The 23,150-nt window shown below is 63.1% G+C and carries 20 protein-coding genes and 1 tRNA gene; 10 read left to right on the top strand and 11 right to left on the bottom strand.

What is annotated here, in order from left to right; all coding sequences use genetic code 11:
• Positions 1-13: 13 nt before the first annotated feature.
• From phhA to ACN0X9_RS13930, 3 genes are all read right to left on the bottom strand, one after another.
• Positions 14-895, bottom strand: coding sequence for a phenylalanine 4-monooxygenase (gene phhA / locus ACN0X9_RS13940; RefSeq protein ID WP_417488173.1), 882 nt, complete (start codon positions 893-895; stop codon positions 14-16).
• 165 nt (positions 896-1,060) lie between these two features.
• Positions 1,061-2,266 carry a beta/gamma crystallin-related protein gene (locus tag ACN0X9_RS13935; protein WP_417488172.1) on the bottom strand — a complete coding sequence of 402 codons (1,206 nt, stop codon included), beginning with the start codon at positions 2,264-2,266 and terminating at the stop codon, positions 1,061-1,063.
• A 108-nt stretch (positions 2,267-2,374) separates the two neighbouring features.
• Entirely contained in the window at positions 2,375-4,483 is a 2,109-nt protein-coding gene (locus ACN0X9_RS13930) for an AsmA family protein (protein ID WP_417488171.1), read from the bottom strand.
• Between the two features lie 128 nt (positions 4,484-4,611).
• On the opposite strand from ACN0X9_RS13930, the gene ACN0X9_RS13925 reads away from it, so the two are divergent.
• Both ACN0X9_RS13925 and ACN0X9_RS13920 read left to right on the top strand, forming a co-directional pair.
• Positions 4,612-5,415, top strand: a complete 804-nt coding sequence (locus ACN0X9_RS13925) for a M48 family metallopeptidase (RefSeq protein WP_417488170.1) — start codon at positions 4,612-4,614, stop codon at positions 5,413-5,415.
• Between the two features lie 141 nt (positions 5,416-5,556).
• Positions 5,557-5,633 (top strand) — tRNA-His (locus ACN0X9_RS13920).
• Positions 5,634-5,715: 82 nt separating this feature from the next.
• Here ACN0X9_RS13920 and ACN0X9_RS13915 read toward each other — a convergent pair.
• Together ACN0X9_RS13915 and ACN0X9_RS13910 are read right to left on the bottom strand one after the other, a co-directional pair.
• Positions 5,716-6,708, bottom strand: coding sequence for a zinc-dependent alcohol dehydrogenase family protein (locus tag ACN0X9_RS13915; RefSeq protein WP_417488169.1), 993 nt, complete (start codon positions 6,706-6,708; stop codon positions 5,716-5,718).
• A 113-nt stretch (positions 6,709-6,821) separates the two neighbouring features.
• The gene (locus tag ACN0X9_RS13910; RefSeq protein ID WP_417488168.1) at positions 6,822-7,754 is read right to left on the bottom strand and encodes a LysR family transcriptional regulator; all 933 of its coding nucleotides are present in this window, start codon (positions 7,752-7,754) and stop codon (positions 6,822-6,824) included.
• A 152-nt stretch (positions 7,755-7,906) separates the two neighbouring features.
• Between ACN0X9_RS13910 and ACN0X9_RS13905 the strand changes: the two genes are divergently transcribed.
• Positions 7,907-8,788, top strand: a complete 882-nt coding sequence (locus ACN0X9_RS13905; protein WP_417488167.1) for an SDR family NAD(P)-dependent oxidoreductase — start codon at positions 7,907-7,909, stop codon at positions 8,786-8,788.
• 51 nt (positions 8,789-8,839) lie between these two features.
• On the opposite strand, the gene ACN0X9_RS13900 is transcribed toward ACN0X9_RS13905, so the two are convergent.
• Entirely contained in the window at positions 8,840-9,310 is a 471-nt protein-coding gene (locus ACN0X9_RS13900; RefSeq protein WP_417488166.1) for a DUF6491 family protein, read from the bottom strand.
• A gap of 188 nt (positions 9,311-9,498) precedes the next feature.
• Between ACN0X9_RS13900 and ACN0X9_RS13895 the strand changes: the two genes are divergently transcribed.
• Together ACN0X9_RS13895 and ACN0X9_RS13890 are read left to right on the top strand one after the other, a co-directional pair.
• Entirely contained in the window at positions 9,499-10,374 is an 876-nt protein-coding gene (locus tag ACN0X9_RS13895; RefSeq protein WP_417488165.1) for a hypothetical protein, read from the top strand.
• An 84-nt stretch (positions 10,375-10,458) separates the two neighbouring features.
• Positions 10,459-11,595 (top strand): DUF2336 domain-containing protein, encoded by a 1,137-nt coding sequence (locus ACN0X9_RS13890; RefSeq protein WP_417488164.1) that lies wholly within the window; start codon positions 10,459-10,461, stop codon positions 11,593-11,595.
• A gap of 98 nt (positions 11,596-11,693) precedes the next feature.
• Here the strand turns inward: ACN0X9_RS13890 and ACN0X9_RS13885 are convergent, their stop codons facing one another.
• From ACN0X9_RS13885 to ACN0X9_RS13870, 4 genes are all read right to left on the bottom strand, one after another.
• On the bottom strand, positions 11,694-12,191 hold the full coding sequence (locus ACN0X9_RS13885; RefSeq protein WP_417488163.1) for an Hpt domain-containing protein: 498 nt from the start codon (positions 12,189-12,191) through the stop codon (positions 11,694-11,696).
• A gap of 10 nt (positions 12,192-12,201) precedes the next feature.
• On the bottom strand, positions 12,202-12,660 hold the full coding sequence (locus ACN0X9_RS13880; protein WP_417488162.1) for a response regulator: 459 nt from the start codon (positions 12,658-12,660) through the stop codon (positions 12,202-12,204).
• 75 nt (positions 12,661-12,735) lie between these two features.
• Positions 12,736-13,500 carry an NAD kinase gene (locus ACN0X9_RS13875; RefSeq protein ID WP_417488182.1) on the bottom strand — a complete coding sequence of 255 codons (765 nt, stop codon included), beginning with the start codon at positions 13,498-13,500 and terminating at the stop codon, positions 12,736-12,738.
• Positions 13,501-13,540: 40 nt separating this feature from the next.
• Positions 13,541-14,599 (bottom strand): DUF2336 domain-containing protein, encoded by a 1,059-nt coding sequence (locus ACN0X9_RS13870; RefSeq protein WP_417488161.1) that lies wholly within the window; start codon positions 14,597-14,599, stop codon positions 13,541-13,543.
• A gap of 106 nt (positions 14,600-14,705) precedes the next feature.
• On the opposite strand from ACN0X9_RS13870, the gene egtB reads away from it, so the two are divergent.
• The gene (egtB, locus tag ACN0X9_RS13865) at positions 14,706-15,977 is read left to right on the top strand and encodes an ergothioneine biosynthesis protein EgtB (protein WP_417488160.1); all 1,272 of its coding nucleotides are present in this window, start codon (positions 14,706-14,708) and stop codon (positions 15,975-15,977) included.
• Between the two features lie 68 nt (positions 15,978-16,045).
• Positions 16,046-16,813 carry a class II aldolase/adducin family protein gene (locus ACN0X9_RS13860; RefSeq protein ID WP_417488159.1) on the top strand — a complete coding sequence of 256 codons (768 nt, stop codon included), beginning with the start codon at positions 16,046-16,048 and terminating at the stop codon, positions 16,811-16,813.
• Between the two features lie 782 nt (positions 16,814-17,595).
• On the opposite strand, the gene ACN0X9_RS13855 is transcribed toward ACN0X9_RS13860, so the two are convergent.
• Positions 17,596-18,105, bottom strand: coding sequence for a c-type cytochrome (locus tag ACN0X9_RS13855; protein ID WP_417488158.1), 510 nt, complete (start codon positions 18,103-18,105; stop codon positions 17,596-17,598).
• 196 nt (positions 18,106-18,301) lie between these two features.
• Here ACN0X9_RS13855 and ACN0X9_RS13850 point away from each other — a divergent pair, with 196 nt between their 5' ends.
• Genes ACN0X9_RS13850 through ACN0X9_RS13840 form a run of 3 tightly spaced genes read left to right on the top strand, consistent with a single transcriptional unit; the run spans position 18,302 to position 22,411 of the window.
• Positions 18,302-19,144 (top strand): sulfotransferase family protein, encoded by an 843-nt coding sequence (locus tag ACN0X9_RS13850; RefSeq protein ID WP_417488157.1) that lies wholly within the window; start codon positions 18,302-18,304, stop codon positions 19,142-19,144.
• 3 nt (positions 19,145-19,147) lie between these two features.
• A complete protein-coding gene (locus ACN0X9_RS13845) occupies positions 19,148-20,578 on the top strand; it encodes a sulfotransferase family protein (protein WP_417488156.1) in 1,431 nt (476 codons plus the stop codon).
• A gap of 6 nt (positions 20,579-20,584) precedes the next feature.
• Entirely contained in the window at positions 20,585-22,411 is a 1,827-nt protein-coding gene (locus ACN0X9_RS13840; protein ID WP_417488155.1) for an ABC transporter ATP-binding protein, read from the top strand.
• Positions 22,412-23,150 lie beyond the last annotated feature (739 nt).

The following is a 23,150-nucleotide window of genomic DNA, read 5'->3' as shown; positions in this document are numbered from 1 at the left end:
CGGGGCCGGACAGTCAGACCGGTTGCGCATTTCCGATCAATCCGCCCTGTCGTGCATAGTCCTGCGAGCCGCGCGAGTAGACCCGATCTCCCTCCGTCAGATCGCTCGGCTTGTATTCGGGCCGTCCGGGCAGGCTCTCATAGATGGGCGCGAAGTCGGCATAGGTCGCCTCCATCAGCTCGTCATAGCTGTCGATCACGAAATAGCTCTGCTGGAAGTCGTCATAGCGATAGTCGGTCTGCATGATCCGTTCGAGATCGAAATGGAGCCGGTTGGGCGATTTCGCCTCCAGGCTGAAAATCGATTCCGTGCGGGATGAGACGATGCCGGCGCCATAGATCCGTCGGCCCTCCGGCGTGTTGATCAGGCCGAATTCCACCGTGTACCAATAGAGACGTGCCATGTGCTTGATGGCGTCGAACTCCAGCGATCGCAGCCCGCCCTTGCCATAGGCCTGCATATAGTCCGCGAATACCGGCTGGGTCAGCAGCGGCACGTGCCCGAACACATCATGGAAAATGTCCGGCTCGGGCAGATAGTCCAGCTTCTCGCCATCCCGGATGAAGCGACCCGATACGAAGCGGCGATTGGCCAGGTGCTCGTAGAAGTCCTTTTCCGGGATCAGGCCGGGCACTGTCACAACGGTCCAACCCGTCAGTTTCTCGAGCTTTTCATTGACGCGCCGGAAGTCCGGTATGCCACCATCATTGAGATTCAGCATGTCGAGGCCCGCGAAGTGCTCCGGAGCCGCGCGCCCTTTCAGAACGCCCATCTGGCGCTCATACAAGGTTGTCCAGATGGCGTGTTCTTCCGTCGTGTAGCGATCCCACTTCTGATCAATGGTGAAGTCGGTCGCCGGTTCCTGCTCGGCAACAATGGGATCATTCACAGGCATGTTGGAGCTCCGATTATCGGGGGGCGTATATTAGTTACATCTGAAACTAATATACGCCATATTGGCCCGACACCCAACACCATCTTCGCCAGAATGCTGAAATGCGCGCATGAAAAACGCCGCCCCCGGTGCAGGGGCGGCGCATTCGTGCGGGCCAGGTTGCGGCTACTCGGTGCAGAGCACGTCGACGAGTGGCGCGCATTGTCCCGAGCTGCACGCCCGGTCCTGACCAATGAACCAGGTCCGGGTCCGGCTGTACCGGTCAACGGAGTAATGCGATGCGCGACGCATGCCGACGGCCTGGCACATCTGGTCGGCTGCATCCTGGTCACAGCGATTGCCGTATGTGCCGAGGCACCGGTCCACCGCATACCCATTGATCTCGGGCCGGGCGAAGAAGAGGCTGTTCACGCCACGCGTGCCGCCACGGATATCAGCCCGCGGTCCGCCCGGTCCGGGATAGCCGCCGCCCGGTTCGCCCCAGCTGTCGTCGACGCGGCGCAGGGAGGTGATGCGGTTGCGCAGCCCGAGGCGGGACAGGTCCGACACCTCGCCCTGGACGCGCTGGCAGCTGTCGGTGAAGCCTTCATCATCACAGACGATCCAGGTCTCCCCGCGGGCGACGATCAGGCTTTCGGCACGATCATTGAAGCCCATGCGGGTCAGATTGCTGATGTCGGTATCAACAACCACGCGCTGGCCGTTGAAGGCAGCTCCGTCAAACAGGAACACGCCGGAACGGGGAACATTGCCACCGCCACGGCCGGGACGCTGCGGGCGGCCGGCATAGTCAGGCTCGGCCGAGCTGATCCGGGCTCCCATACCGCCGCCGATATTGGCGAGGTCGCCTGAGATCTCCATGCAGGAACCCTCGAAATTCGCGTCTTCGCAGGCAATCCAGGTGCCGCGGCCCGAATGGCGAACCGACCGCGCCTGGTCGTTGAAATTGATCCGCTGGAAATTGGTCACGCTAGACGTGATCGTGACCGACCGGCCTGAATAGTTCGGACCGGAGAAGAAGGTCAAAGACGGTTCGCGACCACCGGGACGGCCCGGGCGACCGGCCACGACAGGGCGCAGGGAGGTCAGCTGGTCATTCATCCGGCCCATGCTGGCCTGATCCGAGCTGTGCAGCTCGCAGGTACCGTTGTAATCGTCGTGCTGACACAGCTCCCACTCGCCGGAGACGACGCGGAAGGATGAGGCCCGATCATTGAAGCGGACCGAATCAAGATTGCGGACATCCCCGTTCACCCGGACTTCCCGGCCGCGAAAACCGCTGTGCTCATAGAGGATGATCGACTGTGCGGCGGCCTGCCCGGCCAGTCCGGTGAGCAAGAGGCCGATGGCGGCCTGTCCCAAACGTTTCATGTTCATCTCCGTCTCCCTCGAGTGTCTTGGCAGTATCTGACCGGACCCTCGCACACGGTCGGTGAACCCTGTCCGCACGGCCGCGTCATCTTGCGTTCATCCTGGTGGTCATTGTGGATCGTCGGTGGGCGGCTCATCCTGGTCTTCATCCTGACCGCGGCGCTGGTTGAGCAGGCCGCGCAAGAATTGCTCGGCCGGATCCGGGCGGGACTCGGTCGTTTCGCCGTCGACCGGTTCATCATCACTCTCGTCGCTGAGGCCGATCGCGTTGAGCAGGCCATCGCGCAGGGCATCGCGCGGGCTGGTCGCGTCGTCGCTGCCCAGCGCATTGTTGAGCGCCCCCTGAAGCAGGGCCTGGCCGACGGCTTCGGTGTCGACCCCGACCGAGACATTGTTGAACCCGCCGCGCAGGCGAATTGGCACGGTGATGCCCTGCAGGTCGCGATTGCCGCCCTGACCCTCGATGGAGGCGACGGCGCGCGGGCGCAGGCGATAGTCGAGCGACTGGGCCGGCAGATTGACCGAGCCGGCGCCTTCGATGCGCAGCAAAGGCGACAGCATCAGCAGGTCGCGCTGGGCGATTTGCCCGTCGACGATCGAGAAGCTGCCGGTCAGCGACGAGAAATCGGTGGTCTGCTGCTCGCCGGTACGGGCGGCGTCGTCATCCTCGCTCTCGGTGTCACCGCCAGACACGAGCCGGCTGACATTGCGAATGGTCTCCGCGACATTGATGCCGACAATGGCACCGTCGGCGAAGCTGAAGTCACCCGAACCATCCAGAGAATTCATGATGGCGGCCTGCGAATCGCCGGCAGCGGCTAGTTCCAGTGACAGGTCCCCGGTGCCCAGCAGTTTGTCAAAACCGGCAGCCGCTTCCAGGAAGGGACCGGCATCGAGTCCGTCCAGCCCGGCGACCAGGGAGAAACTTGGCCGGCGACCGCGATTGTTGGCGACGATGGTAGCGCTGCCCTGGCCCTCATAGAGGCCGATATTTTCGAGCATGACTTCCAGACGGCTATTGGTCAGCCGCGCCCGCAAGCGCGCATCGGTGACCTCGATCGCCTGGAATTGCAGACGGCCGACGGTGAGTCTCAGATCGGCATCGACGATGCCGAGGCCGGCCAGGTCGATCGGCGCCTCGCTCCAGGGCGGGATGCCGCCGGATGAAGTTGGTTGCTGGGTTTCCGCAACAGCGGGGAGGTAGGGGTTCACGTCAAGTTCGGCCAGTTCCAGCCCGCCTGTCAGACGCGGCCGGTCGCCGGTCAGGTTGACGGTCAGGTCGGCGGCGCCGCTGATGGCGTCCAGGCTCAGCGTGCGGGCCTGAAGTGCCAGTTCGCCGGGGGTGCCGCGCAGGGTCCCGACCGTGCGGAAGGCTTCCAGATTGTCGCCTGCGGGCAGGGGGGAGCCGGCAAAGGCGGCCAGTGCCCGGAGCGACGGGATGTTGGCGTCGATCTCGCCCTCATAGGCGACGGCCTCGCCAGCCAGGATGCGGCCATCAAAGCTCAACCGGGCCAGATTGCCGCCGAGACCCAGCGTGACCGGTGTCTCGCGTCCCTCGAAGAAATCGCGGATCGAGCCGATATTGGCGGTGAAGCTCAGGCTCTCGCCATCGGCGTTGAGCGCGCCAGTGAGGCGGGTTTCCGTGTCCAGCGAGGGCAGGGCGACATTGAGGTCCAGGCCGGTGATCGAGCGGGTGTCGCTGCCATCGGTGAAATGGAGTGCGCCGTTCTCGATCCGCACATCGCCGAAACTGGCCTCGATCGGCAGGGCGCCGTCACCGCGCACGAAACCGCCGCCCGCTGCCGGGGCCGGAGCTGCTTCACCGCCGTCCGGTGCTGTGAAGGTCCAGTTATTGCCGCGCCGGTTCTGCGCCAGGCGGATGGTCGGCTCGACCAGCACGAATTCGGTGATCTCGACCCGGCGGCTGAGGAGCGGGATCAGGCGGACGCCGACCCGCATCTCGCGCATCTCGGCGAAGGCCTCCTCGCCAAATCCGTCGGCATTGGCGATCGACACATCGCTGGCGCGGATCTGCAATTGCGGGAAAATCTGTAGCGCGATGTCCCCGCCCAGCGAGACCTCCCGGTTGAGCGCGTCGCGGGCCGCTGTCTCGACCGGCTCGCGATAGGTCGAAGTCGGGATGACCGAGGGCAGGATCAGGGCGGCGGCTACGAAAAGGACAATTATCAGACCGAGGGCGAGACCGAGGCGTTTCATGGGGGGAAGCTCCGAAATGGCTGATAAAACAGGCTGGCAGTCGCCCTTGTCGTTTTCCGGGCGAGACGCGAAAATCACTCTGGGTTAGGTTAACGTTGATTGCGACATCACCAAAGGGGGGAAATGTCATGTCCAGCAAACCACCGACCGATCTGGTCCGTCGCCGCGAAATGATCATGGGTCTTGCAGCCGGCAGCGTGCTGCCCTTCGTCGCCGGATGTGCCGACAATGCCGCGCTGGGTCGCAGCCAGCTGATGCTGGTGTCCGACAATCAGCTGGCGCATCTGTCCTCCCAGGCCTGGCAGGACAGCCTGCAGCGCGAGCGCGTGCTGCGCGACCCGTCCTATCAACGCCGCCTGCAGCGCGTCGGTGACCGCGTCGTCGCGGCATCCGGCCAGACGCATCTGGACTGGGAATTCGTGGTGTTTGACAGCGATACCGTCAATGCCTGGGTCCTGCCCAATGGCAAGGTCGGTTTCTACAAGGGCATTCTCGACATCATGGACACTGACGATCACCTCGCCACCGTGATGGGGCACGAGGTCGGACATGTCGCCGGTCGCCACTCGGCCGAACGCGCCAGCCAGCAGATGGCGGCGCAGATGGGCGTCAGCCTGCTGGCCAGTGCCATCGGCTCGTCGGGCAGCAATTATGCCCAATACAGTGATGATATCGGTGCCGCGCTGGGCATGGGCGTCACCTATGGCGTGATCCTGCCTTACAGCCGCGAACACGAGTATGAGGCCGACCGCCTCGGCGTCGATTTCATGGTCGGGTCCGGCTATGACCCGCGCCAGGCGGTTGATTTCTGGGTCGGCATGTCGGCCATGAACGACCACAACTCGGCCGAGTTCGCCTCGACCCACCCGTCCGACGACAACCGCGTTGCGGCGATGCGGGCCCATATCCAGGCGCGCGGTTACGCCGCCTGATCACCACCATCAGGGCGGCTGCAGAGGTCTCTGCAAAAGCCTTGACGGGGTGCTTGCCAGCGCGGGGCGGGGAGGCTAGTTTCCCGCGCCTCACGCCAAGGTTCGCAGTCTCGCTGCCAACCACAAGCCGTGACAAGGTGTGCCGCCTTAGCTCAGTAGGTTAGAGCGCTAGATTGTGGATCTAGAGGTCTCCCGTTCGATCCGGGAAGGCGGTACCATTTTTTCTCAGACTGTCCGCGAAGAAAAAAGCCGCCCCCGGACAGGGGCGGCTTTTCTCGTTTTCAATATCCATCGCTGCGCTCAGGCGATGTCGATGACGACCTTGCCGATGGCCTGGCCGCTGGTCAGGCGGGCATGGGCGTCGCCGACCTGGTCGAGGGTGAAGCGTGTGTCGTCGAGCAGCGGGGTGACGGCGCCGGCATCGACCAGGCGGGCCAGCTCGGTGAGGATGGCGCCATGGGTCTCGCGTCCGACATCATGCAGCATCGGGATGAGCATGAAGACGACATGCAGGGACAATCCCTTGAAATGCACCGGGGAGAGATCGAGCTCGAGCAGGGAGACGGTCGAGGCGACCTGGCCGTTCAGGGCGGCGGCCTCGAAGGAGTTTGTCATGTTGGCGCCGCCGACCGTGTCGAACACCACGTCGAAACCGGTGCCGCCGGTTTGTGCGGCGACATAGTCGGCCACGCTCTCGGTGCGGTAATTGATCGCCGTGGCGCCATAGCTCCGGATGATGTCGAGCTGGGCATCGCCGCCGCCCGTGGCCGAGACGGTCGCGCCGAGATGGCGGGCGATCTGGACGGCGAGATGGCCGACACCGCCAGTGCCGCCATGCACCAGCACGCTCTGACCGGCCCGGGTCCCGGCGCGTTGCAGGCCTTCCATGGCCGTGATGCCGACCAGGGGCAGGGCGGCGGCTTCGCGCATCGACAGGCGTTTCGGCTTGTGGGCGATCAGTCGGGCGTCGGCGAGCATGAATTCGGCCAGCGCGCCGGGCAGGTCGGCGAGCCCGCCAGCGCAGCCATAGACCTCGTCGCCAATGGCGAAATCGTCGACGCCGTCACCCAGCGCCTCGATCGTGCCGGCGAAATCCATGCCGAGAAGGGCCGGCAGGTCGGGCGCGAGGGGCAGGTTATCCTGGCCGAGTTCGCGGATCATCGTGTCGACCGTATTGACGCTGGTGGCGGCGATGCGGATCCGGACATGGCCCGGCATGGGCTCGGGGCGGGGCAGATCGGCGGCGAGGAAGGGGGCGTCGCTGCCGTAGGCATTGAGGATCATGGCTTTCATCAGAATCTCCCGGTATTGGCTTGGGCTGTTGGTGAGCGAACCCCGAGATAATGCCTATCCAGATCAATAAAATGGGTTTGTTCAAGGCTTCTGAATGTTGATTTTGAATATAATCAATTGCCGTCTCCCGGCGCTGCCATGTCTTGCCAGCTCGGGGCGCGGCCGATTTTCTCGGTGAGAAAGTCAATGAAGACGCGGACCTTGGCGGTCAGGACATTGGATTTCGGATAGACCAGCCAGATCGCCGAGCCGTCATCAATCTGGTGATCGGGCAGGACCCGAACCAGCGAGCCGTCCTGCAAATCCCGATACAGGCTCCACAGCGAACTCATCGCAATGCCCGCACCGGCCCGCGCGGCCAGGCGCATGCTGGCACCGTCATCACAGATGATGCGCGGTCTTGTGCCGACAGGCGGGAAAGTCCCCGAAGCTCCGCTGCCCGCAGTTTTAAGGGTGCGGGGCGGGCCGTTGGAAAAGCCGATCAGCTGGTGATCGGCCAGGTCCGCGGCGGTGGCCGGCGTGCCATGCCGGGCCAGATATTCCGGAGAGGCGCACAATATCCGCTGGTCATCGGCCAGCTTGCGGGCGCGCAGCGAACTGTCCTCGATGGCATAATTGCGCAGCGCCAGATCATAGCCGCCTTCGATCAGGTCCATCTGCGTGTCCGACAGTTTCAGATCGAGATGAAGACCGGGGTGCCGGTCGAGGAATTCCGGCAATATGGGCGCGATGTGCAGCTGGACGAAGGTGCTCGAGGCAGCAAAGCGCAAGGTCCCGGAGACATCCATACGGGTATTGCCCAGGGCCGCGCTGGCCGCGTCTTCCTGGGCCAGGATCTCGCGGGCAAAGGGCAGGAATTCCGCGCCTTCCAGGGACAATGAGACCTTGCGTGTCGAGCGGTGGAGCAGGTCGGCGCCGATCTTGCGCTCGAGTTTGGCCAGCCGGGCGCTGGCCACGGCCGGGGCCAGGCCGAGCTGGCGTCCGGCGGCGGAGATGTTGAGCAGGTCCGCGGCCAGGACAAAGAGGCGGACGCCATTGGTATCCATGGGGACTTCCTTCCGGGCGTACGGGCCGGATCGGGTTCGCACCTGTCTGATTGTATATGAAACCCGAAAATTGAAACTATCAATGACCCATTTATCCTGTGTTGCATAGGCGTAACTTGAACCGGACTGAAGTCCTGAGCCCGGAGGCCGACATGTCCAAGACAATCCTGATCACAGGCGCAACCGATGGTCTCGGCCTGGCAACCGCGCGGGCGCTCGTCAGCCAGGGCCATCGCGTGCTTGTCCACGGGCGAAGCGCAGCCAAGCTGGATGCCGCCCTTCAATCGCTGCAGGGCCTCGACGGTGGTGGCGCGGTGGAAGTATTCCGGGCCGACCTCTCCGAACTGCAAGGTGTCGACGCGCTGGCCGCCAAGTTGGCAGCCCGTGACGGCAAGCTGGATGTCGTGATCAACAATGCCGGCGTATTCCGCCTGCCGGCCGGGAGCCGGAACAGTGCCGGGATCGATCTGCGGGTCTTCATCAACATGATCGCGCCCTATCGCCTGACACAGGCCTTGTTGCCGCTAATGCCCGCCGATGGGCGGGTCATCAATCTGAGCTCGGCCGCCCAGGCACCGGTCGAGCCGGATGCGGTGATCGGGTCTATCGACCTTGATGATGGCCAGGCCTATGCCCAAAGCAAGCTCGGCCTGACCATGTGGTCCGCCTGGTTGGCGGGGCGTATCGGCCAGGGCGGGCCCGGCATCATTGCCGTCAATCCCGGCTCCTTCCTGAAAACCAAGATGGTGCGGGAGGCCTACGGGGTGTCCGGCAACAATATCGATGTTGGTGTCCAGGTGCTGGTCCGCGCGGCGCTGGACGACACGTTCAGTCGGGCGACGGGTCGGTATTTCGACAATGACAAGGGCGGGTTCGCAGAGCCCCACCGCGATGCCCTGGACGGTGAAAAGTGTGCCCGGCTGGTCGATCTGCTCGACGCGATGCTGGCGCGACTCGCACCATCCCCCGAAAACGCCGGGCCGGATAACACAGGCAATCCGGTCCTGGAGGGCGAGGGTGGTGTCACAGGCTGAGCCGTCAGCTTCAGCGGTTGAGACCGTTGCCGGAGGTGCGGGCCCTGAGGGTCAGGGTGAGGCGGACCCATCCATTTCGGCAGCCTCGGCCGCCTCCGCTCGTGCCGCGATCAGCGCGCGCGCCGCATCATTGCTTTCCACGACTTCGATGGAGTCGAAAAAGCAGCGACCATCCTCGGTCTGGACAAATTCGAAATGCGGGGTGTGGATCGTCGTGTACGAGCGAACGCTGAGGCCAAGGCTGAAGCCGGTCCGAAGGCCGAAACAGGGACGTTCCAGGGTCACCAGATAGTGGCGGCTGACACCGGAACGCAGGACCACGTGCTGACGGTCGAGGACGGCATAACCATCAACACGGCCCAGGCGGACCGGACCATCGGGCACGGCCAGATCGGACGGAATAGCCGCAGGGGCGGCTTCCGTAGCGGCCTCCTGCCAGGACAGGACCGGGGCCGTGGCGGCAACAGCCAAGCAGCCGGCCAGGAGGCTGGCCAGGGCAGGGCGGGTGTTGGAGCGTTTCATGATCGTCTCCTGTGTCGGATCGGTTCGGACGTCCCTCGCATATAATATCCGCCTCCGGAGGCCGTCTGGCAAGCGCGCCGGCGGTCACCGTTAACGCCGGGTTAGCCACGCTTGCGCGAGTCTGGACAAGCGATTCGCGCGCCTTTCACCGGCGCGAGCAACCGGCAAACACGCCTACGGAGACACAATTGGTCAGCCCCGTCGATACGCACAGCCAGGACTTCACCATGCGCGCCATCCGTCAGGCAGCGCAGGAAACCGGCACCGATTTCAATTTTCTCGTCGATACGGCCGCGCGCGAGAGCAATTTTGATGTCCGCGCCGAAGCCCGCACCTCCAGCGCCGCAGGCATGTTCCAGTTCATCGAGCAGACCTGGCTGGGCGTGATGGCCCGCCGGGGCGCCGAGCACGGGTATGAGGAAGCGGCGGGCGCGATCCGCCAGGACGCCAATGGCCGGTTCGTTGTTTCCGATGCAAGCCAGCGCGAAGCCATCCTCGATCTGCGGTTTGACGCGGTCGCCTCGGCCCGCATGGCCGGCGAACTGGCGGCCGAAAACAATCGTGTGATCGAAGCGCGCATCGGTCGCCCGGCCTCGGGCGGCGAACTCTACGCGGCCCATTTCCTTGGCGCTGGCGGCGCGGCCGAGCTGATCGCCGCGGCCCAGGAAACGCCGGATCAGCGCGCCGACACACTTTTCCCTGCCGCAGCGCGCGCCAACCGGCCGATATTTTACGAAGGCGGCCGGGCCCGGACATCCAGCGAGGTGCTCGCCGTCCTGACGCATGAGGGCAATGGAAATGGCCGGGGTAATGCCCGTGAACTGGTTTCAGCGGCGGCAGTCCAGGCCGTCAGCGAAATGTTGATGCCGGCTGTCGCTGCGGCGGACGACAATCAGTCGTCCGGGGCGCCAGACGGCATGATATTGGCCCCGTCCCCGGTCGCGCAGTCGGTCGCTTCAATGCGCAGCAATCTGCGGGCGGGCAATGGCGAGCTGTCGCCGGCGCTGGTTGAAATTCTCGCCTCGCTCGACGCGCCGCGCGCCGGTCGGGTTCGCAATTCGTAAACGAGCTGATGGGCGCGAAAAGCTTTCATTAAGCATGTCGAGACTAGATTGGCTCCGATCCACAGCTCTTGAAACGGAACTGCCATGAGTGTCGTTGCCCTTAGAAACCGCCTGACGAATGACGATATCCGCCGTCTGGTAAAGGGTGAGACCGATGAGGCACGCGCCATGGCGGCCCGCAAGATCTGCAGGCGCATGGATGCGGCATCACTGACCGAGGCCGAACGCTCGGCTGCCCGGGACATCCTGACCGTCATTGCCCGCGACGCGACCGAGCTGGTACGCCGCGCATTGGCCATCACCCTGCGCCAGTCACCCAACCTTCCGCGAGACATAGCGCGCAAACTGGCAATGGATGTCGAGAGCGTCGCGACACCGGTATTGGAGTCCTCTCCGGTCTTGACCGATGAAGACTTGATCGCGGTTCTGGAGACCGCCGATACCGGCAAGCGTTGCGCGATCGCCGGTCGGTCCAGCGTCGCGCCGATTGTCGTCCATGAACTCCTTGACAGTCGTGACGAGGCGGCTGTGTCGATCGCTGCATCGAACGACGGGGCAGAGTTTGATGAAGCCGCTTACCAGCGGGCCTTCACCGAATTCTGCGAGAGCAGCGGTGTGATGGATTCCTTTGTGGCCAGGTCGCATCTGCCGCTTAACGTGACCGAACGCCTGATCGCCCATGTCAGCGATGTCGCCCTGAATCGACTGGTCAAAGCCCACGCCCTGCCGCCGCAACTGGCGGTCGAGCTTTCTGAAGGCGCCCGGGAGCGGGCGACCCTCGATCTGGTTGACCAGGCCGGGCTGGCGCACGATCCCAAGCACTTCGTGCAGCAATTGCGGCTCAACAGCCGTCTGACTCCGTCCCTGATCCTTCGTGCGCTTTTGCGGGGACATATCGCCTTTGTCGAGCACGCCTTTGCCGAGCTGGCCGGCGTGACCCACTCGCGCGCCTGGCTGCTGGTCCATGATTCCGGGCCTCTGGGTCTGCGGGCCGTCTATGACCGGACCGGCATGCCGTCACGGCTCTATCCGGCAGTTCGCGCGGCGCTGGACGTCTATCACGGCATGGAGGTCCCGCAGGACGAGGCCGGACGGGCACAGTTCCGCCGTGTGTTGGCCGAGCGTGCGATCACGCGCTTCCAGGGCATCCCCGATGAAGATCTGGACTATGTCCTCAGCCGGTTTGACGACGATGCGGCTCCGGAGAAGATCGCCAGCTAGTCTGGCGCCCTGGACCCCCAAAACTGCCATGAAAAAGGGCCGGTGCATGCGCACCGGCCCTTTTCTTTTCGCCTACCAGGGCCACAAAACGTGGTGGGTCAGTCGTCTTTCCATGGTTCCGCAAAGGCGGCGGTCTGGGTCTCCAGTTCCGAGGCCAGTGCCGCGGCGACCGGATCATTGTCGTCCCGGATATTCTGTGACAGCGCCGCGCGAATGGCACCGACATGGGCCAGTGCGAGGCTGGTCTGCGCCTTTTCGCGCTTTTCCGGCATGTCGATCATCTTGGTCAGCGACTTGGCCAGACGGGTAATGATCGGGAACTCATAGGTCGTGCCCAGGCCGCGCAGGTCGTGGGCGCGAACGAACAGCTCTTCGCCTTCGCTACCGTTGAGTCCCTTGTCGCGGACGATCTTTGCCGCGTCCTCAAGCTTCACGACTTCTTCCTCCAGCCATTGTCCGAAGTCAGAACGGAGGTCTTTGAGCGCTTCCTCAGCCTTCTGGATCATGTGCAGGTCGCCCTGGCTGACGGGGCCGCCAACCTTGATCTGCAGCATGTTCGGGGCGGAGATGACCTCCACATCCTTGTTATTGGCCATGAGACGTCCTCTAGCTGGCAGTCGCGAGCGGCGCCGTAACGGCTCCGGCTCGGGTATGGGTTTCGGCACCGAGCGTTTCGCGCAGGGTCTGGGCGAGGCTGGTCGCGGTGAAGGGCTTGGTCAGGAACGCATCGACGCCGGTCTGTCGGGCCTGGCGAATGCGGTCGACGGCAGTGTAGGCAGACAGCATGATGACCGGTAGGTGCGGCGGCAGGCCTGAATTGCGGTCCCGAAGCGTCCGGACGAGGTCGATGCCGTCACGCGGCTTCATCTTCCAGTCTGTGATCACCAGATCCACCGGCTTGACCCGGAGGACATCCAGGGCGCGCTCGACCGTGTCGACCTCGATCACACGACTGCAACCGAAAGCCTGCAAGGACACGCGCAACGCACCACGCAGGGCGGCGCTGTCATCCACCAGCAGGATGGACATGCGGGATAATGTCTGGTCCAGCGTGTCGTTGCTCATCACGGGAGTCGGGTCCGCTTGAAATTACTGTTCCGTCACCCTAGCCCGGCTTGCTTAACGCCAGCCTAAATCCGCTCAGTTTTCGAACTGCTCGACCAATATGCGCTCGGCGAGGTCCCGACCGGGGTCGAATAGCATGGTCAGCGTCACGTCGTGGGCTTCAACAACATCAACCCGCGCGACTTCCCGGAATTCCTTGTTGTCAGCCACCGCGGAGACCGGCCGCAGTGATGGTTCAACAATTTCAAATCCGACGCGGACATTGCGGGGCAGCAAAGCGCCGCGCCAGCGACGGGGCCGGAAGGCGCTGATCGGGGTGAGCGCGAGTACTGTTGAGTCCAGCGGCAGGATCGGGCCGTGCGCCGACAGGTTATAGGCTGTTGATCCGGCCGGCGTGGCGACGAGGACGCCGTCAGACTGGAGTTCGGTCATCCGGCTCTTGCCATCGATCGTGATCTTGATCTTTGCGGTCTGGCGGGTTTCACGCAGCAGCGACACCTCGTTGATCGCCAGGGCTTCAAACGGTTTGCAGTGGATGTCCTCGCCGATCGCGCGAAGCGGATGAATCCGCGCCTTTTCCGCCAGGGCGAGGCGGTCCATCAGCCCGTCCTCGCGAAACTCGTTCATCAGGAAGCCGACCGAGCCGAAATTCATGCCGTAAACGCAAGCGCCGGTCTTGATCGACATGTGCAGTGCGTCGAGCATCAGGCCGTCACCGCCAAGGGCGACGATGATCTCGGCTTCGGAAACGGGAACGTGACCATACAGGCTTTCAAGCCGCGACTTGGCAGCCTTCGCCTCCGGGCGGGGGCTGGCTAGGAAGGCGACAGAAGCGGTTATGGGCTGGCTCGCAAGAAAACCTGATGGAACAGGTCCTTATTCAAGCCCTCGAGCCCATCTGACGCAAGACCTTTGCCGCTTTTTCCGGGCCATACATGCGGAAGACATTGGCCGCGGCCGCCATCGCGTCACCCTCGAGCGCCTGGTGGATACGGCCCGAGCGCTGCAGCGTCTTGTGAATGATCGGGTAGGCTGTGCGTTCCAGCTGGGCCGCCTGGCAGGCCATGGCAGCGGCGCGGACACCGCTCATGGCCAGCGCGATCCGCCATTGCGAGGCCTTGAGATTGCACAGCGCGGCAATGGCGTGATCGAAAACAGCCTCCTTGCCGGCCTTCAGGGCTTCCATCGCGAAACGGCCGCTCAGCTTGCCGGCGTCTCGGGCGTCCTGAACCTCCCGTGCCGCCGCCTTGTCGACATCTTCAGGTGTGGCGCCGAGTGCGGCTTCAACGGCGAGGGTCTCGACCTTCGCCTTGTCGAGGCCGAAGCGCCGGTATAGCTCCTCACGCCAGTTTTCCGGCATCATGATGCACAACTGGGTCGCATAATCGGTCGACAGGTCGTGGCGACGCGCCAGCGCTTCGCGCAGCTTGGGGTGCTCGCGAGCGACATGGAGGCAGACTTCCAGAGTGTTCTCTGAAATCTCCGCGGTATCATTGTTGGCCAGCGCCCGCAGGACGATCGGTTCCCCCGGCTTGGCAAGCTGATCTGTGACCGGCAGGCACAGATTGGCCCGCATGGCGAGGTGGCGACGGTGCTCGCTCGAGCCGGTCTCGGCCAGCTCGATCATGTCTTTCTGGGTGAGCTGATCGCTCTTCTCGATGATGATCGCCGAGATCTCGATCTGGTCGAAGGCGAGATGCTTGATCGCGGAATGGGGCGCCCACTCGCAATCAGCCAACTTTCGGGCCATCGCGATCTTGGTGTCCAGATCGGACTTGCTGGTCAGCGTAATCAGCAGATCGCCGGCAATCGGCTCGGCATTCGGCGACAGCGGATGCGCGACACACATCTCCGTGACGCCCAGCGCGAGTTGCTGGCGTTTCTCGGGATCTCGCACAGCGGCGAGGAGGTGAAGTGCTTGGGCGGGATTGTCGGCCATGGATCTTGATTTGCGGTTGATTACATTGACGGTTATCGATGACATGAACGCCTTGAAAACTTCTTAATCGGGGCGCCGGCGAAAGGGTGATTGGGCTGTGGAAGACATGCGACCAGTGTCAGTTCTGGCACGCTTTTCGAGTGTGCGAGAGGCAACACAATTACTGGTGGCGGACCTTGGGGTGGAGGACATGGTCGTCCAGACCATGCCGGATGTCAGTCCGACGAAATGGCATCTGGCCCATACAAGCTGGTTCTGGGAAACATTCCTGCTGCGGCCCTACAGTCAGGGATATCAAGAGTTTTCCAGTGAATTCAATTACCTGTTCAACTCTTACTACAATGGAATCGGCGCGCGCCATGCCCGTCACGAACGCGGATTCCTCAGCCGCCCGACGCTGGACAGGGTTCTGGCTTATCGCGCCCATGTCGACGACGCGATGGCATGTTTACTGTCCATTGACCATGGCGTCGAAAACACGGCGATCCTGGAACTGGTCGACCTGGGTCTTGCCCACGAGGAACAGCATCAGGAGCTGATCCTGACCGACATCAAACACGTGCTGTCGCGACATCCGTTTGCCCCGAAGGCCCACCCTGCGCCGAAGGTCGACCCTGGCGAGGCCGATGACGGGCCGTGTGGCTGGGTCGAATTTGACGGCGGAACTGTCGAGATCGGGACGGGGGATGGTCGCTTTCATTTCGACAATGAAGGTCCGCGACACCAGGTCATTCTGACGCCCTTTGCGCTGGCCGATCGTCTGGTCAGCAATCGTGACTACCTGGAATTCATCGAGGATGGTGGCTACCGCATGGCGGGCCTGTGGCTGTCGGATGGATGGGCAAGGGTCGAGGCTGAAGGCTGGACGTCACCGCTCTACTGGCATGAGGGGGATGAGGGGTGGGAGACCTTCACCCTGCATGGGCAACAGTCGCTCGATCTGGACGCACCGGTCACCCATCTCAGCTATTACGAGGCCAGCGCGTTTGCCGAGTGGAGCGGTGCGCGCCTGCCTGATGAGCGGGAATGGGAATTAGGGGCTTCGACGCGGCGGTCGGTCGATGGGCGGTTCTGTACGCCCGGACGGTCGGCCCATCCCGGAGCAACGCCGATGCACAGGAATTCCGGCGCCGGTCTGCGACAGATGTTCGGTGATGTCTGGGAATGGACGCGCTCGGCCTATCTGCCCTATCCGCGGTTCCGGCCGGCGCCCGGCGCTGTCGGCGAGTATAATGGCAAATTCATGTGCGGGCAGTTCGTGTTGCGTGGCGGGTCATGTGCCACTGCGCCCGGTCATGTCCGGACGACCTACCGCAACTTCTTTCCGCCGGAAGCCCGCTGGCAGTTTTCCGGCCTGCGGCTGGCAAAGGACATTTGACGCGGGCAGTGGCAGGGCCGATCCTGTGTGATGTTGGCGATAACGATACAAGCCATGGGGAGAACATCATGGACGATCAAGCAACTATTCCGGTCAAGGATCAGGTTTCCGCCGAGGAATGGAAAGCCCGCTGCGATCTAGCGGCGCTTTACCGCCTTGTGCGCATGCATGGCTGGGACGACCTCTTCTTTACCCATATTTCCATGCGGGTGCCTGGCCCCGACGAGCATTTCCTGCTCAATCCATTCGGCCTGCTATACGAGGATGTGACGGCGTCCAATCTTGTGAAGGTAGACCTGGACGGCAATGTGCTGCCGCCGTCGCAATTCGGCATCAATCCGGCCGGCTTTGTCATCCACTCGGCAATTCACGCGGCCCGGCATGACGTAGCCGTGGCGCTTCATCTGCACTCTGATGCCGGCGTGGCGGTCGCCGCGCAGAAGGGCGGATTGCGGCCCATCTCCCAGCTGGCGATGAATGTCTTCAATGATGTGACTTATCACGACTACGAAGGCATCGCGCTGGAATCGGAAGAGAAAAAGCGTCTTGTGGCCGATCTTGGCGAGAAGAACCTGATGATCCTGCGCAACCATGGGACGTTGTCGGTTGGCGACCACCCGTTTAGCGCGTATATTCGCATCTATCTACTGGAGCGTGCCTGTCGAATACAGGTCATGGCCCAGGCGGGTGGAGATCTGATCGAATGGGACGAGAAGATGCAGGATCGCGTCTTCGGGCAATCCGGGGAGATCGCGTCGAACGATTTCTTCAAGGAAATCGCCTGGGCTGCGGTCATGGATCGCGTCCGTCGGGAAAGCCCCGGCTTCGACGTCTGATCGCGACGGCCTGTCTGGCCGGCGTCCAGGGTGCAAGCCTTGCTGCGCCGGCCGAGGCGGGCGCCTGGCCACAACGCCATGGCGACGGCCTGCTGATCGTTACATCGCTCGTTGACCGCGCCGATAGCGCCTATGACGGCGATCGGCAGAGCACCGGTGACGGCTACTTCCACAAGGACGAAACCTCGGCCTATCTCGAATACGGGCTGAGCGGTGTCGATACACTGGTTGCCCGGCTGGCCTGGCAGGATGTGCGCCGACGGCGCGGGCCGTCCTACGATGAAGCGCAGGGCTTGTCGGCGAGCGAGTTGGGTTGGCGACGCGTGATTTGGCGGACTGACCGCAGCGTCGTTTCAGGTCAGATCACGGCTCTCATTCCCGGCCAGGGAGAAAACGTTTCAAACCAGGCCTTCGGGTCAGGTGAAATGGCGGCCGAAATCAGGGCGCTCGCCGGGCGCAGCATTGGTGACCACCTGTTCGTTGAAAGCCAACTTGCCTGGCGCTGGCGCGATGGTGACGAGCTGGACGAGATCCGCCTCGACCTTACCGCGGGATGGCAGATCGCCGAGCGCTGGCAGGTCATGGCGCAAGGATTTTCGGTCTGGAGTGCCGAGCGCGACCATCCCGGCGCCCGCAGTTTCGACCAGCACAAGCTGCAAGTGTCAGTCAGTCGGCGTTTCGGGCAGCAGACCTATCAGCTGGGCGCCTCGATCACGCCCACAGGACGCAACGCAATTGATCAGCGCGCCATCTTCCTGGCGGTTTGGCGCCGCTTCTGAGCGCTACTCGCCAGCAGTCTCGACCGCGATATAGGCGATGACGTCGCGCCGATCCTCGGCGTCGCGCAGGCCGACAAAGCTCATGCGGTTGCCCGGCACGACAGCGCGCGGATTCTCGATCCAGGCGTCCAGGGTTTCCAGATCCCAGGTCAGGCCGGCGTCTGCCAGTTGTGACGAGTAGCTGAACCGCTCCGCATTGGCGGCCGGTGCGCCGATGATGCCATGCAGGTTGGGGCCCACGGTATGACGCCCCCCCTCCGACAGGGTGTGACAGGACTGGCAGCGTCTGAACTGGCGGGCACCATTGGTCAGATCCGCGCCCTCATAATCTGCACCAAGGCTCGCAAGAATGGCGGACGGTACGGCTGCGGGGGCGCTGTCTTCGCCGGACTGTCCATTCGACGTCGATTGTGCGGACCCGGTCGAGGCCGGAGCGGCGTCTGATTGCGGGCTGTCTGCGCCGCAGGAAGCAAGTGCGAAGGCGGGCAGGATGGCGAGCAGGGTGCGTGTCATCGAATTTCCCCTTTGATGGTTCTTGAGCCGGTTATAGCGCGGCCGGGCTGCATCAACATGCGGCACGTTGCCACCAAGCTGCAAAGCCCGGTTGCATCACGGCCCGTCGGCAGCCCGTCACCATCTTTTTGCTTGTCTCTCGCAACGCTATCGCCAAGAACAGTCGTCGGGGACCCTGAAGAGGCAACAGGACAGCATGCATGACCGATCACGGCTGTCGGCCGTCATGATTTGTGGGGCCGGGCATTCCGGCTCGACCTTGTTGGGCATGGTGCTCGGTAGTCATACCGACACATTCTATATGGGTGAGGGGGGCAAGGCGCGTTATCTCGGTGACGAGAAGAAGCCCTTGCGCAAACGGGTCTGCAAGATTTGCGGAGAGGACTGCCCGGTCTGGGCCGGCTTTGAATGGGATGGCCACAGCCCTCTCTATGTACAGGTCGCAGCCCATGTCGGCCGATCCGTGATTATTGATTCCACCAAGGACGAGCGCTGGATCGAAACGCGCGCCGGCGAGGTTCGTGCGGGCGGTGGCACGCCGATCCTTTTGATGCTCAGCCGCGATGGCCGCGCAGTCGTCAATTCGCGCCTGCGCAAATATCCGGACCGCGACCCAGGCGAACAAATCCAGGCCTGGGTCGACAAGATGGCAACAGCGCAAGCCCTGTTCGACGCGTTTGATGGTCCGAAAATGGCCGTGCGCTACGAGGATCTGGCTGAGAACAGCGCCGGCACGATCAAGGCGCTCTGTGAATTGATCGGGATCGACTACCAGCCAGGCATGGCGGAGTTTGCGGCTGTCGAACATCATGTGCTGGGCGGCAATAGCGGCACCCAGTTCATCGCTGCAAGGTCGCGCTTTGAAGACCCCGGCGATGCTTTTGTCAGCCTCGGTTCACGGACACGCGACTACTACGAAAACCATTCCGGCCGGATCGAGCTCGATCTGCGCTGGAAGTCAGAATTGAAGCCCGAACATCTCGCCTTGTTCGAGCAGATGGCTGCAACGGCCAACAAACCGTTCCAGTGGGGGGAATGAACGATGGCGAAAGTTGACCTTGTATTCCGGCAGATTGACGAGCGGACGCGCGACGTTGCACTGGAGCTGGCGATCGAGAACATCCAGCCCGATGCGGTGCATGTGATCGATGATGTGCGCCCGTTCACAGACTGCGTGGCGCAGATGCTGCGGATCGAACATGATTGTGACTATGTCGTTTATGTCGACGCCGATTGCCTCATCCTCGAGGATATCCGGCCCTTCATCGACAGCTGCGACGCACCCTATGTCGATGCCTATGTCTCGGACCGTTTCCGCGGGCGTCTTCATTGCGGGGTCCATATCACGCGGATTGACCTCGTTCGCGCCATGGCAGCGGTCGAGGTGCCGGAGGATGACCTGAAATACGTGCTGCGGCCTGAGTCGCGCCTGCGCAATCTCGCCATGAAGCCGATGGGGCTGGCCAAGCAATTCCGCAATTTCGACATCCTTCATGATCATTTCCAGTCCTTCCAGCACATCTTCATGAAATACGCGCTGCGTGAATTGCGCAGCCGAACCAAGATTCAGCGCCAGAGGCTGACCCGGTCGATGAAGAAATGGGTGACCAGCGAGGGTGAGCTCTGCGACCTGGCGATGGCGCGACATGCTGTTGACTATGCGCGTCGCATGGTGCCGGACAGCGCCACCCCGGACGAAATCCACGCCTTCATAACGGCTCTGCCTCAGCACGCCGAAGCCGAACTGGCCAAGCTGGGCTTGGGCGGCGACACACCGTTCACGCGTGACGACCTGACGGCCTGGCTCGAGGCCAATTCGGACCGGGTGGCCTATGGAAACAAGGCCGACAAGCCGAAAGTGTTCGGGCTGGGCCTGTCACGGACAGGAACACGCTCACTCACCTCCGGCCTGCAGATGCTGGGATTTGATTGCAGCCATTATCCGATCGATGAAGACACCTATATCGAGATCGCCAACGCCCAGTACGACCTGACCCTGCTGCGTTATTATGATGGTCTGACCGACATCACGACGATCCCGATCTACCAGCAGCTGGACAAGCAGTATCCGGGGTCAAAATTCATTCTGACGGTGCGCGACAAGGACAGCTGGCTGGGTTCGGTGTCGCGGCATTATTACAACCGGCCGGCCTTCAAGGATGTCGACGACCCGGACGAGGAGGTCCATCTGCGGATGCGCCAATTCCTGCGGGCAACGGTCTACGGGTGCTATAATTATTGCCCGGATCGCTTCTCCTGGGTCTACGACCAGCACATTCGCAGCGTGATGGATTTCTTCAAGGACCGGCCCGACGATCTGTTGGTCATCGATATCTGTTCCGGTGAAGGCTTCGAGAAGCTGGCCCCCTTCCTCGACCGTCCGGTTCCGACCGAAGCCTTCCCGCACAAGGGGGCCGTCCTGTCACGCCGGATGGCGGAAGAGGCCGCGGCCCGCAAAGCCCGGGTCGCCTGATCGCTCATGGCTGATCCCGCCTCGGACCAGTCAGCCGAGCCGGCCCCGTCCTGGCGGGAACGGTCGGCGGCGGCCGTCCGGACGCTGGCGATTATCGCTCGGACACGGCCCGGACTGACGCTGGCGATCGCCGGCCTGACGATCGTCGCGGCCTTGCTGCCGCCGGCCGCCCTCTATGTGTCCAAACTCCTGATCGACGGCGTGCTGGCGGCGATCGACAGCGGCCTGGACGCCGATAGAAGCGCGGCGCTGTACCTTGTCGGCATCGAGGCGGCCATCGTGGCGGCCTTGCTGGTGGTGCGCCGCCTGCTGGTCTTCCAGAAAGCCCGACTGCACGCGGAACTGGGTTTCGCGGTATCGAGGCTGATCCTGGACAAGGCCAACCGCTTCTCCCTCGGCCAGATCGAGCTGCCCAAGGTCCAGGAGATGCTGATCCACGCCAAGCAGTTCGCGTCGGCCCGCCCCTATGGCCTGGTGGTGCGCGGCTTCGATTTGCTGCAGGCCAGCGTCACCCTGATCTCGATCACCGCGCTGCTGGCGGCGAGTGCACCCTGGTTGGTCGGGCTGATGCTGTTGGGTGGCCTGCCGGCCTTCATCGGCAATGTGCGCTTCTCCGGCGACACCTACCGATTCTACACTGCGCGGTCGCCACAGATGCGCGAGCGCAATTATCTCGAGAGCCTGGTGACCAATGAGGCGGCCGCGCGTGAGCGTCTGCACTACGGGCTGGGCGGCCCGCTGATGGATCGCTTCACGCATCTCTTTCACGACATGCATGATGGCGACCGGGCATTGCAGGGGCGACAGGCGTTGATCAGTTCCATGCTTGGGGTCGCGGGATCGGTGATCTTCGTCGCCGGCAAGCTGTGGATCGTCGTCGTCGCCATTGCGGGGCGGTTCAGTCTCGGTCAGATGACAATGCTGATCGGGCTGCTCAAACAGGGTCAGAATTCAGTCAATGCGCTGCTGGGGGCTGTGACCGGAAGTTATGAGGATGTCCTCTATGTGACGCGGTTGTTTGCCCTGCTGGACATGGATGAGGGCGCCCGTCCCGGTGTCGCGGACAAGGGGCCACTTGCCGGCGACGGGCTGCGCTTTGACGGCGTCAGTTTCACCTATCCGGGGGCAGCGGCGCCCGCCTTGGTCGAGGTCAGCTTCCATCTGCCGCCGGGCACCCGGCTTGGGTTGGTGGGCGTCAACGGGTCCGGCAAGACAACCCTGGTCAAGCTTGCCGCGGGCCTGTACCGGCCCGACAGCGGGCGTGTCACCCTCGACGGGCTGGACCTGACCGAATGGGATCCGGTCGTGCTCGCCGGTCGCATCGGCGTGATGTTCCAGCCGCATGTCAATTACAAGCTGTCGGTCCGCGACAATGTGGAGGCCGGGGTCGGACTGCTCGGCCTCGCGCCGGACGCGATGGACAGGGCTCTCGCGGCAGGGTTGGCAGACGGGCTGGTGGAAGGCCTGCCGGACGGTGTCGAAACGCGCCTGTCCAAACGGTTCGCTGAGGGTGTGGAGCTGTCCGGCGGTCAGTGGCAACGCCTGGCGATGGCAAGAGCCCACGCCAACGAGACTGCGGACATCCTGATTCTCGATGAACCAACCGCGGCCCTCGACGCGGAGGCCGAGGCGGCCTTCCTGGCGCGCCCGCTCGCACCGTCTCGCTCATTGATCCTGATCAGCCATCGTCTGTCCAACCTGAAAGCCGCTGATCACATCATCCTGCTGGAAACCGGGCGTGTCGCCGAAGCCGGGAATCATGCGGCGTTGATCGGATTGGGCGGGAGCTATGCCGCGCTCTACGAGCTGCAGGCGGACCCCTACCGCACCTGACGGCCTCGTGTCCCGTCCCGTGCAGCGGGAATCGCCAGGCCGCGGCGGATCGATCCGCCCGACGCCCTTCATCCGCCCGGCGCTGTCATCGCGTCCTGCCCGCCGGTAGGGCGCGCGTCCCGTGCAGCCCGAAAACACTCTGCATGCACATTGTAGAAGCCAGCCATGACTGACCTTTTGCGCATTCACTGCACTCAGGTGCACAAACCCGTACATTCGCCGATTGACTTCAAAATGCCCGGGCCCTAAACCTCGCCCTCCTCGCAGCGGGGGCCACGGAAAACGGGGCGCCGGCGACGGGGGAGGGCAATCGCTCTTCAGGACTTTCATAGGCGCTTCGAACTTCTGGCGCCGGCGATGATTTCTCCGGAAAACAACGCTGGCCACGACGCGCTGCAGAAACCCTGAAAAACGAGATTGACTTCAAGATTGGGGCGGCTTAAACACCGCCCTCCTTGGCCGGGGGCGGCGATTTGATTGTCCCTTCGGCTTCGGGTTCGCCAGCGTTGAGTTTGGTGGGCCTGGCTCTTTGACATTGTTGTTATGGAAAGAGAAACGCAGGCGACGGCGTTCTGCGGTGGGTCAGACCACCATGAATGTCGATACGCTGAGGCGTTTTTCTACGACGATTTTGGCTCGTCCGGATCAGTGTTTCACTGATTTGGCCGAGACCACAATCCCGTTGAACTTTGAATGCCAAGCGTGTCGGGATCACAACTCAACTTGAGAGTTTGATTCT

Source organism: Maricaulis sp. (genome assembly GCF_048268525.1).
GTDB lineage: Bacteria > Pseudomonadota > Alphaproteobacteria > Caulobacterales > Maricaulaceae > Maricaulis.
This window is presented reverse-complemented; position numbering and strand designations above follow the sequence as displayed.

Coding starts and splice junctions, on each gene's coding strand:
- ACN0X9_RS13860 (WP_417488159.1), top strand. CDS start 16,046: ATGGACGATCAAGCAACTATTCCGGTCAAGGATCAGGTTTCCGCCGAG.
- ACN0X9_RS13905 (WP_417488167.1), top strand. CDS start 7,907: ATGTCCAAGACAATCCTGATCACAGGCGCAACCGATGGTCTCGGCCTG.
- ACN0X9_RS13930 (WP_417488171.1), bottom strand. CDS start 4,483: ATGAAACGCCTCGGTCTCGCCCTCGGTCTGATAATTGTCCTTTTCGTA.
- phhA (WP_417488173.1), bottom strand. CDS start 895: ATGCCTGTGAATGATCCCATTGTTGCCGAGCAGGAACCGGCGACCGAC.
- ACN0X9_RS13925 (WP_417488170.1), top strand. CDS start 4,612: ATGTCCAGCAAACCACCGACCGATCTGGTCCGTCGCCGCGAAATGATC.
- ACN0X9_RS13935 (WP_417488172.1), bottom strand. CDS start 2,266: ATGAAACGTTTGGGACAGGCCGCCATCGGCCTCTTGCTCACCGGACTG.
- ACN0X9_RS13915 (WP_417488169.1), bottom strand. CDS start 6,708: ATGAAAGCCATGATCCTCAATGCCTACGGCAGCGACGCCCCCTTCCTC.
- ACN0X9_RS13890 (WP_417488164.1), top strand. CDS start 10,459: ATGAGTGTCGTTGCCCTTAGAAACCGCCTGACGAATGACGATATCCGC.
- ACN0X9_RS13855 (WP_417488158.1), bottom strand. CDS start 18,105: ATGACACGCACCCTGCTCGCCATCCTGCCCGCCTTCGCACTTGCTTCC.
- ACN0X9_RS13885 (WP_417488163.1), bottom strand. CDS start 12,191: ATGGCCAATAACAAGGATGTGGAGGTCATCTCCGCCCCGAACATGCTG.
- ACN0X9_RS13870 (WP_417488161.1), bottom strand. CDS start 14,599: ATGGCCGACAATCCCGCCCAAGCACTTCACCTCCTCGCCGCTGTGCGA.
- ACN0X9_RS13840 (WP_417488155.1), top strand. CDS start 20,585: ATGGCTGATCCCGCCTCGGACCAGTCAGCCGAGCCGGCCCCGTCCTGG.
- ACN0X9_RS13880 (WP_417488162.1), bottom strand. CDS start 12,660: ATGAGCAACGACACGCTGGACCAGACATTATCCCGCATGTCCATCCTG.
- ACN0X9_RS13850 (WP_417488157.1), top strand. CDS start 18,302: ATGCATGACCGATCACGGCTGTCGGCCGTCATGATTTGTGGGGCCGGG.
- ACN0X9_RS13845 (WP_417488156.1), top strand. CDS start 19,148: ATGGCGAAAGTTGACCTTGTATTCCGGCAGATTGACGAGCGGACGCGC.
- ACN0X9_RS13900 (WP_417488166.1), bottom strand. CDS start 9,310: ATGAAACGCTCCAACACCCGCCCTGCCCTGGCCAGCCTCCTGGCCGGC.
- egtB (WP_417488160.1), top strand. CDS start 14,706: ATGCGACCAGTGTCAGTTCTGGCACGCTTTTCGAGTGTGCGAGAGGCA.
- ACN0X9_RS13910 (WP_417488168.1), bottom strand. CDS start 7,754: ATGGATACCAATGGCGTCCGCCTCTTTGTCCTGGCCGCGGACCTGCTC.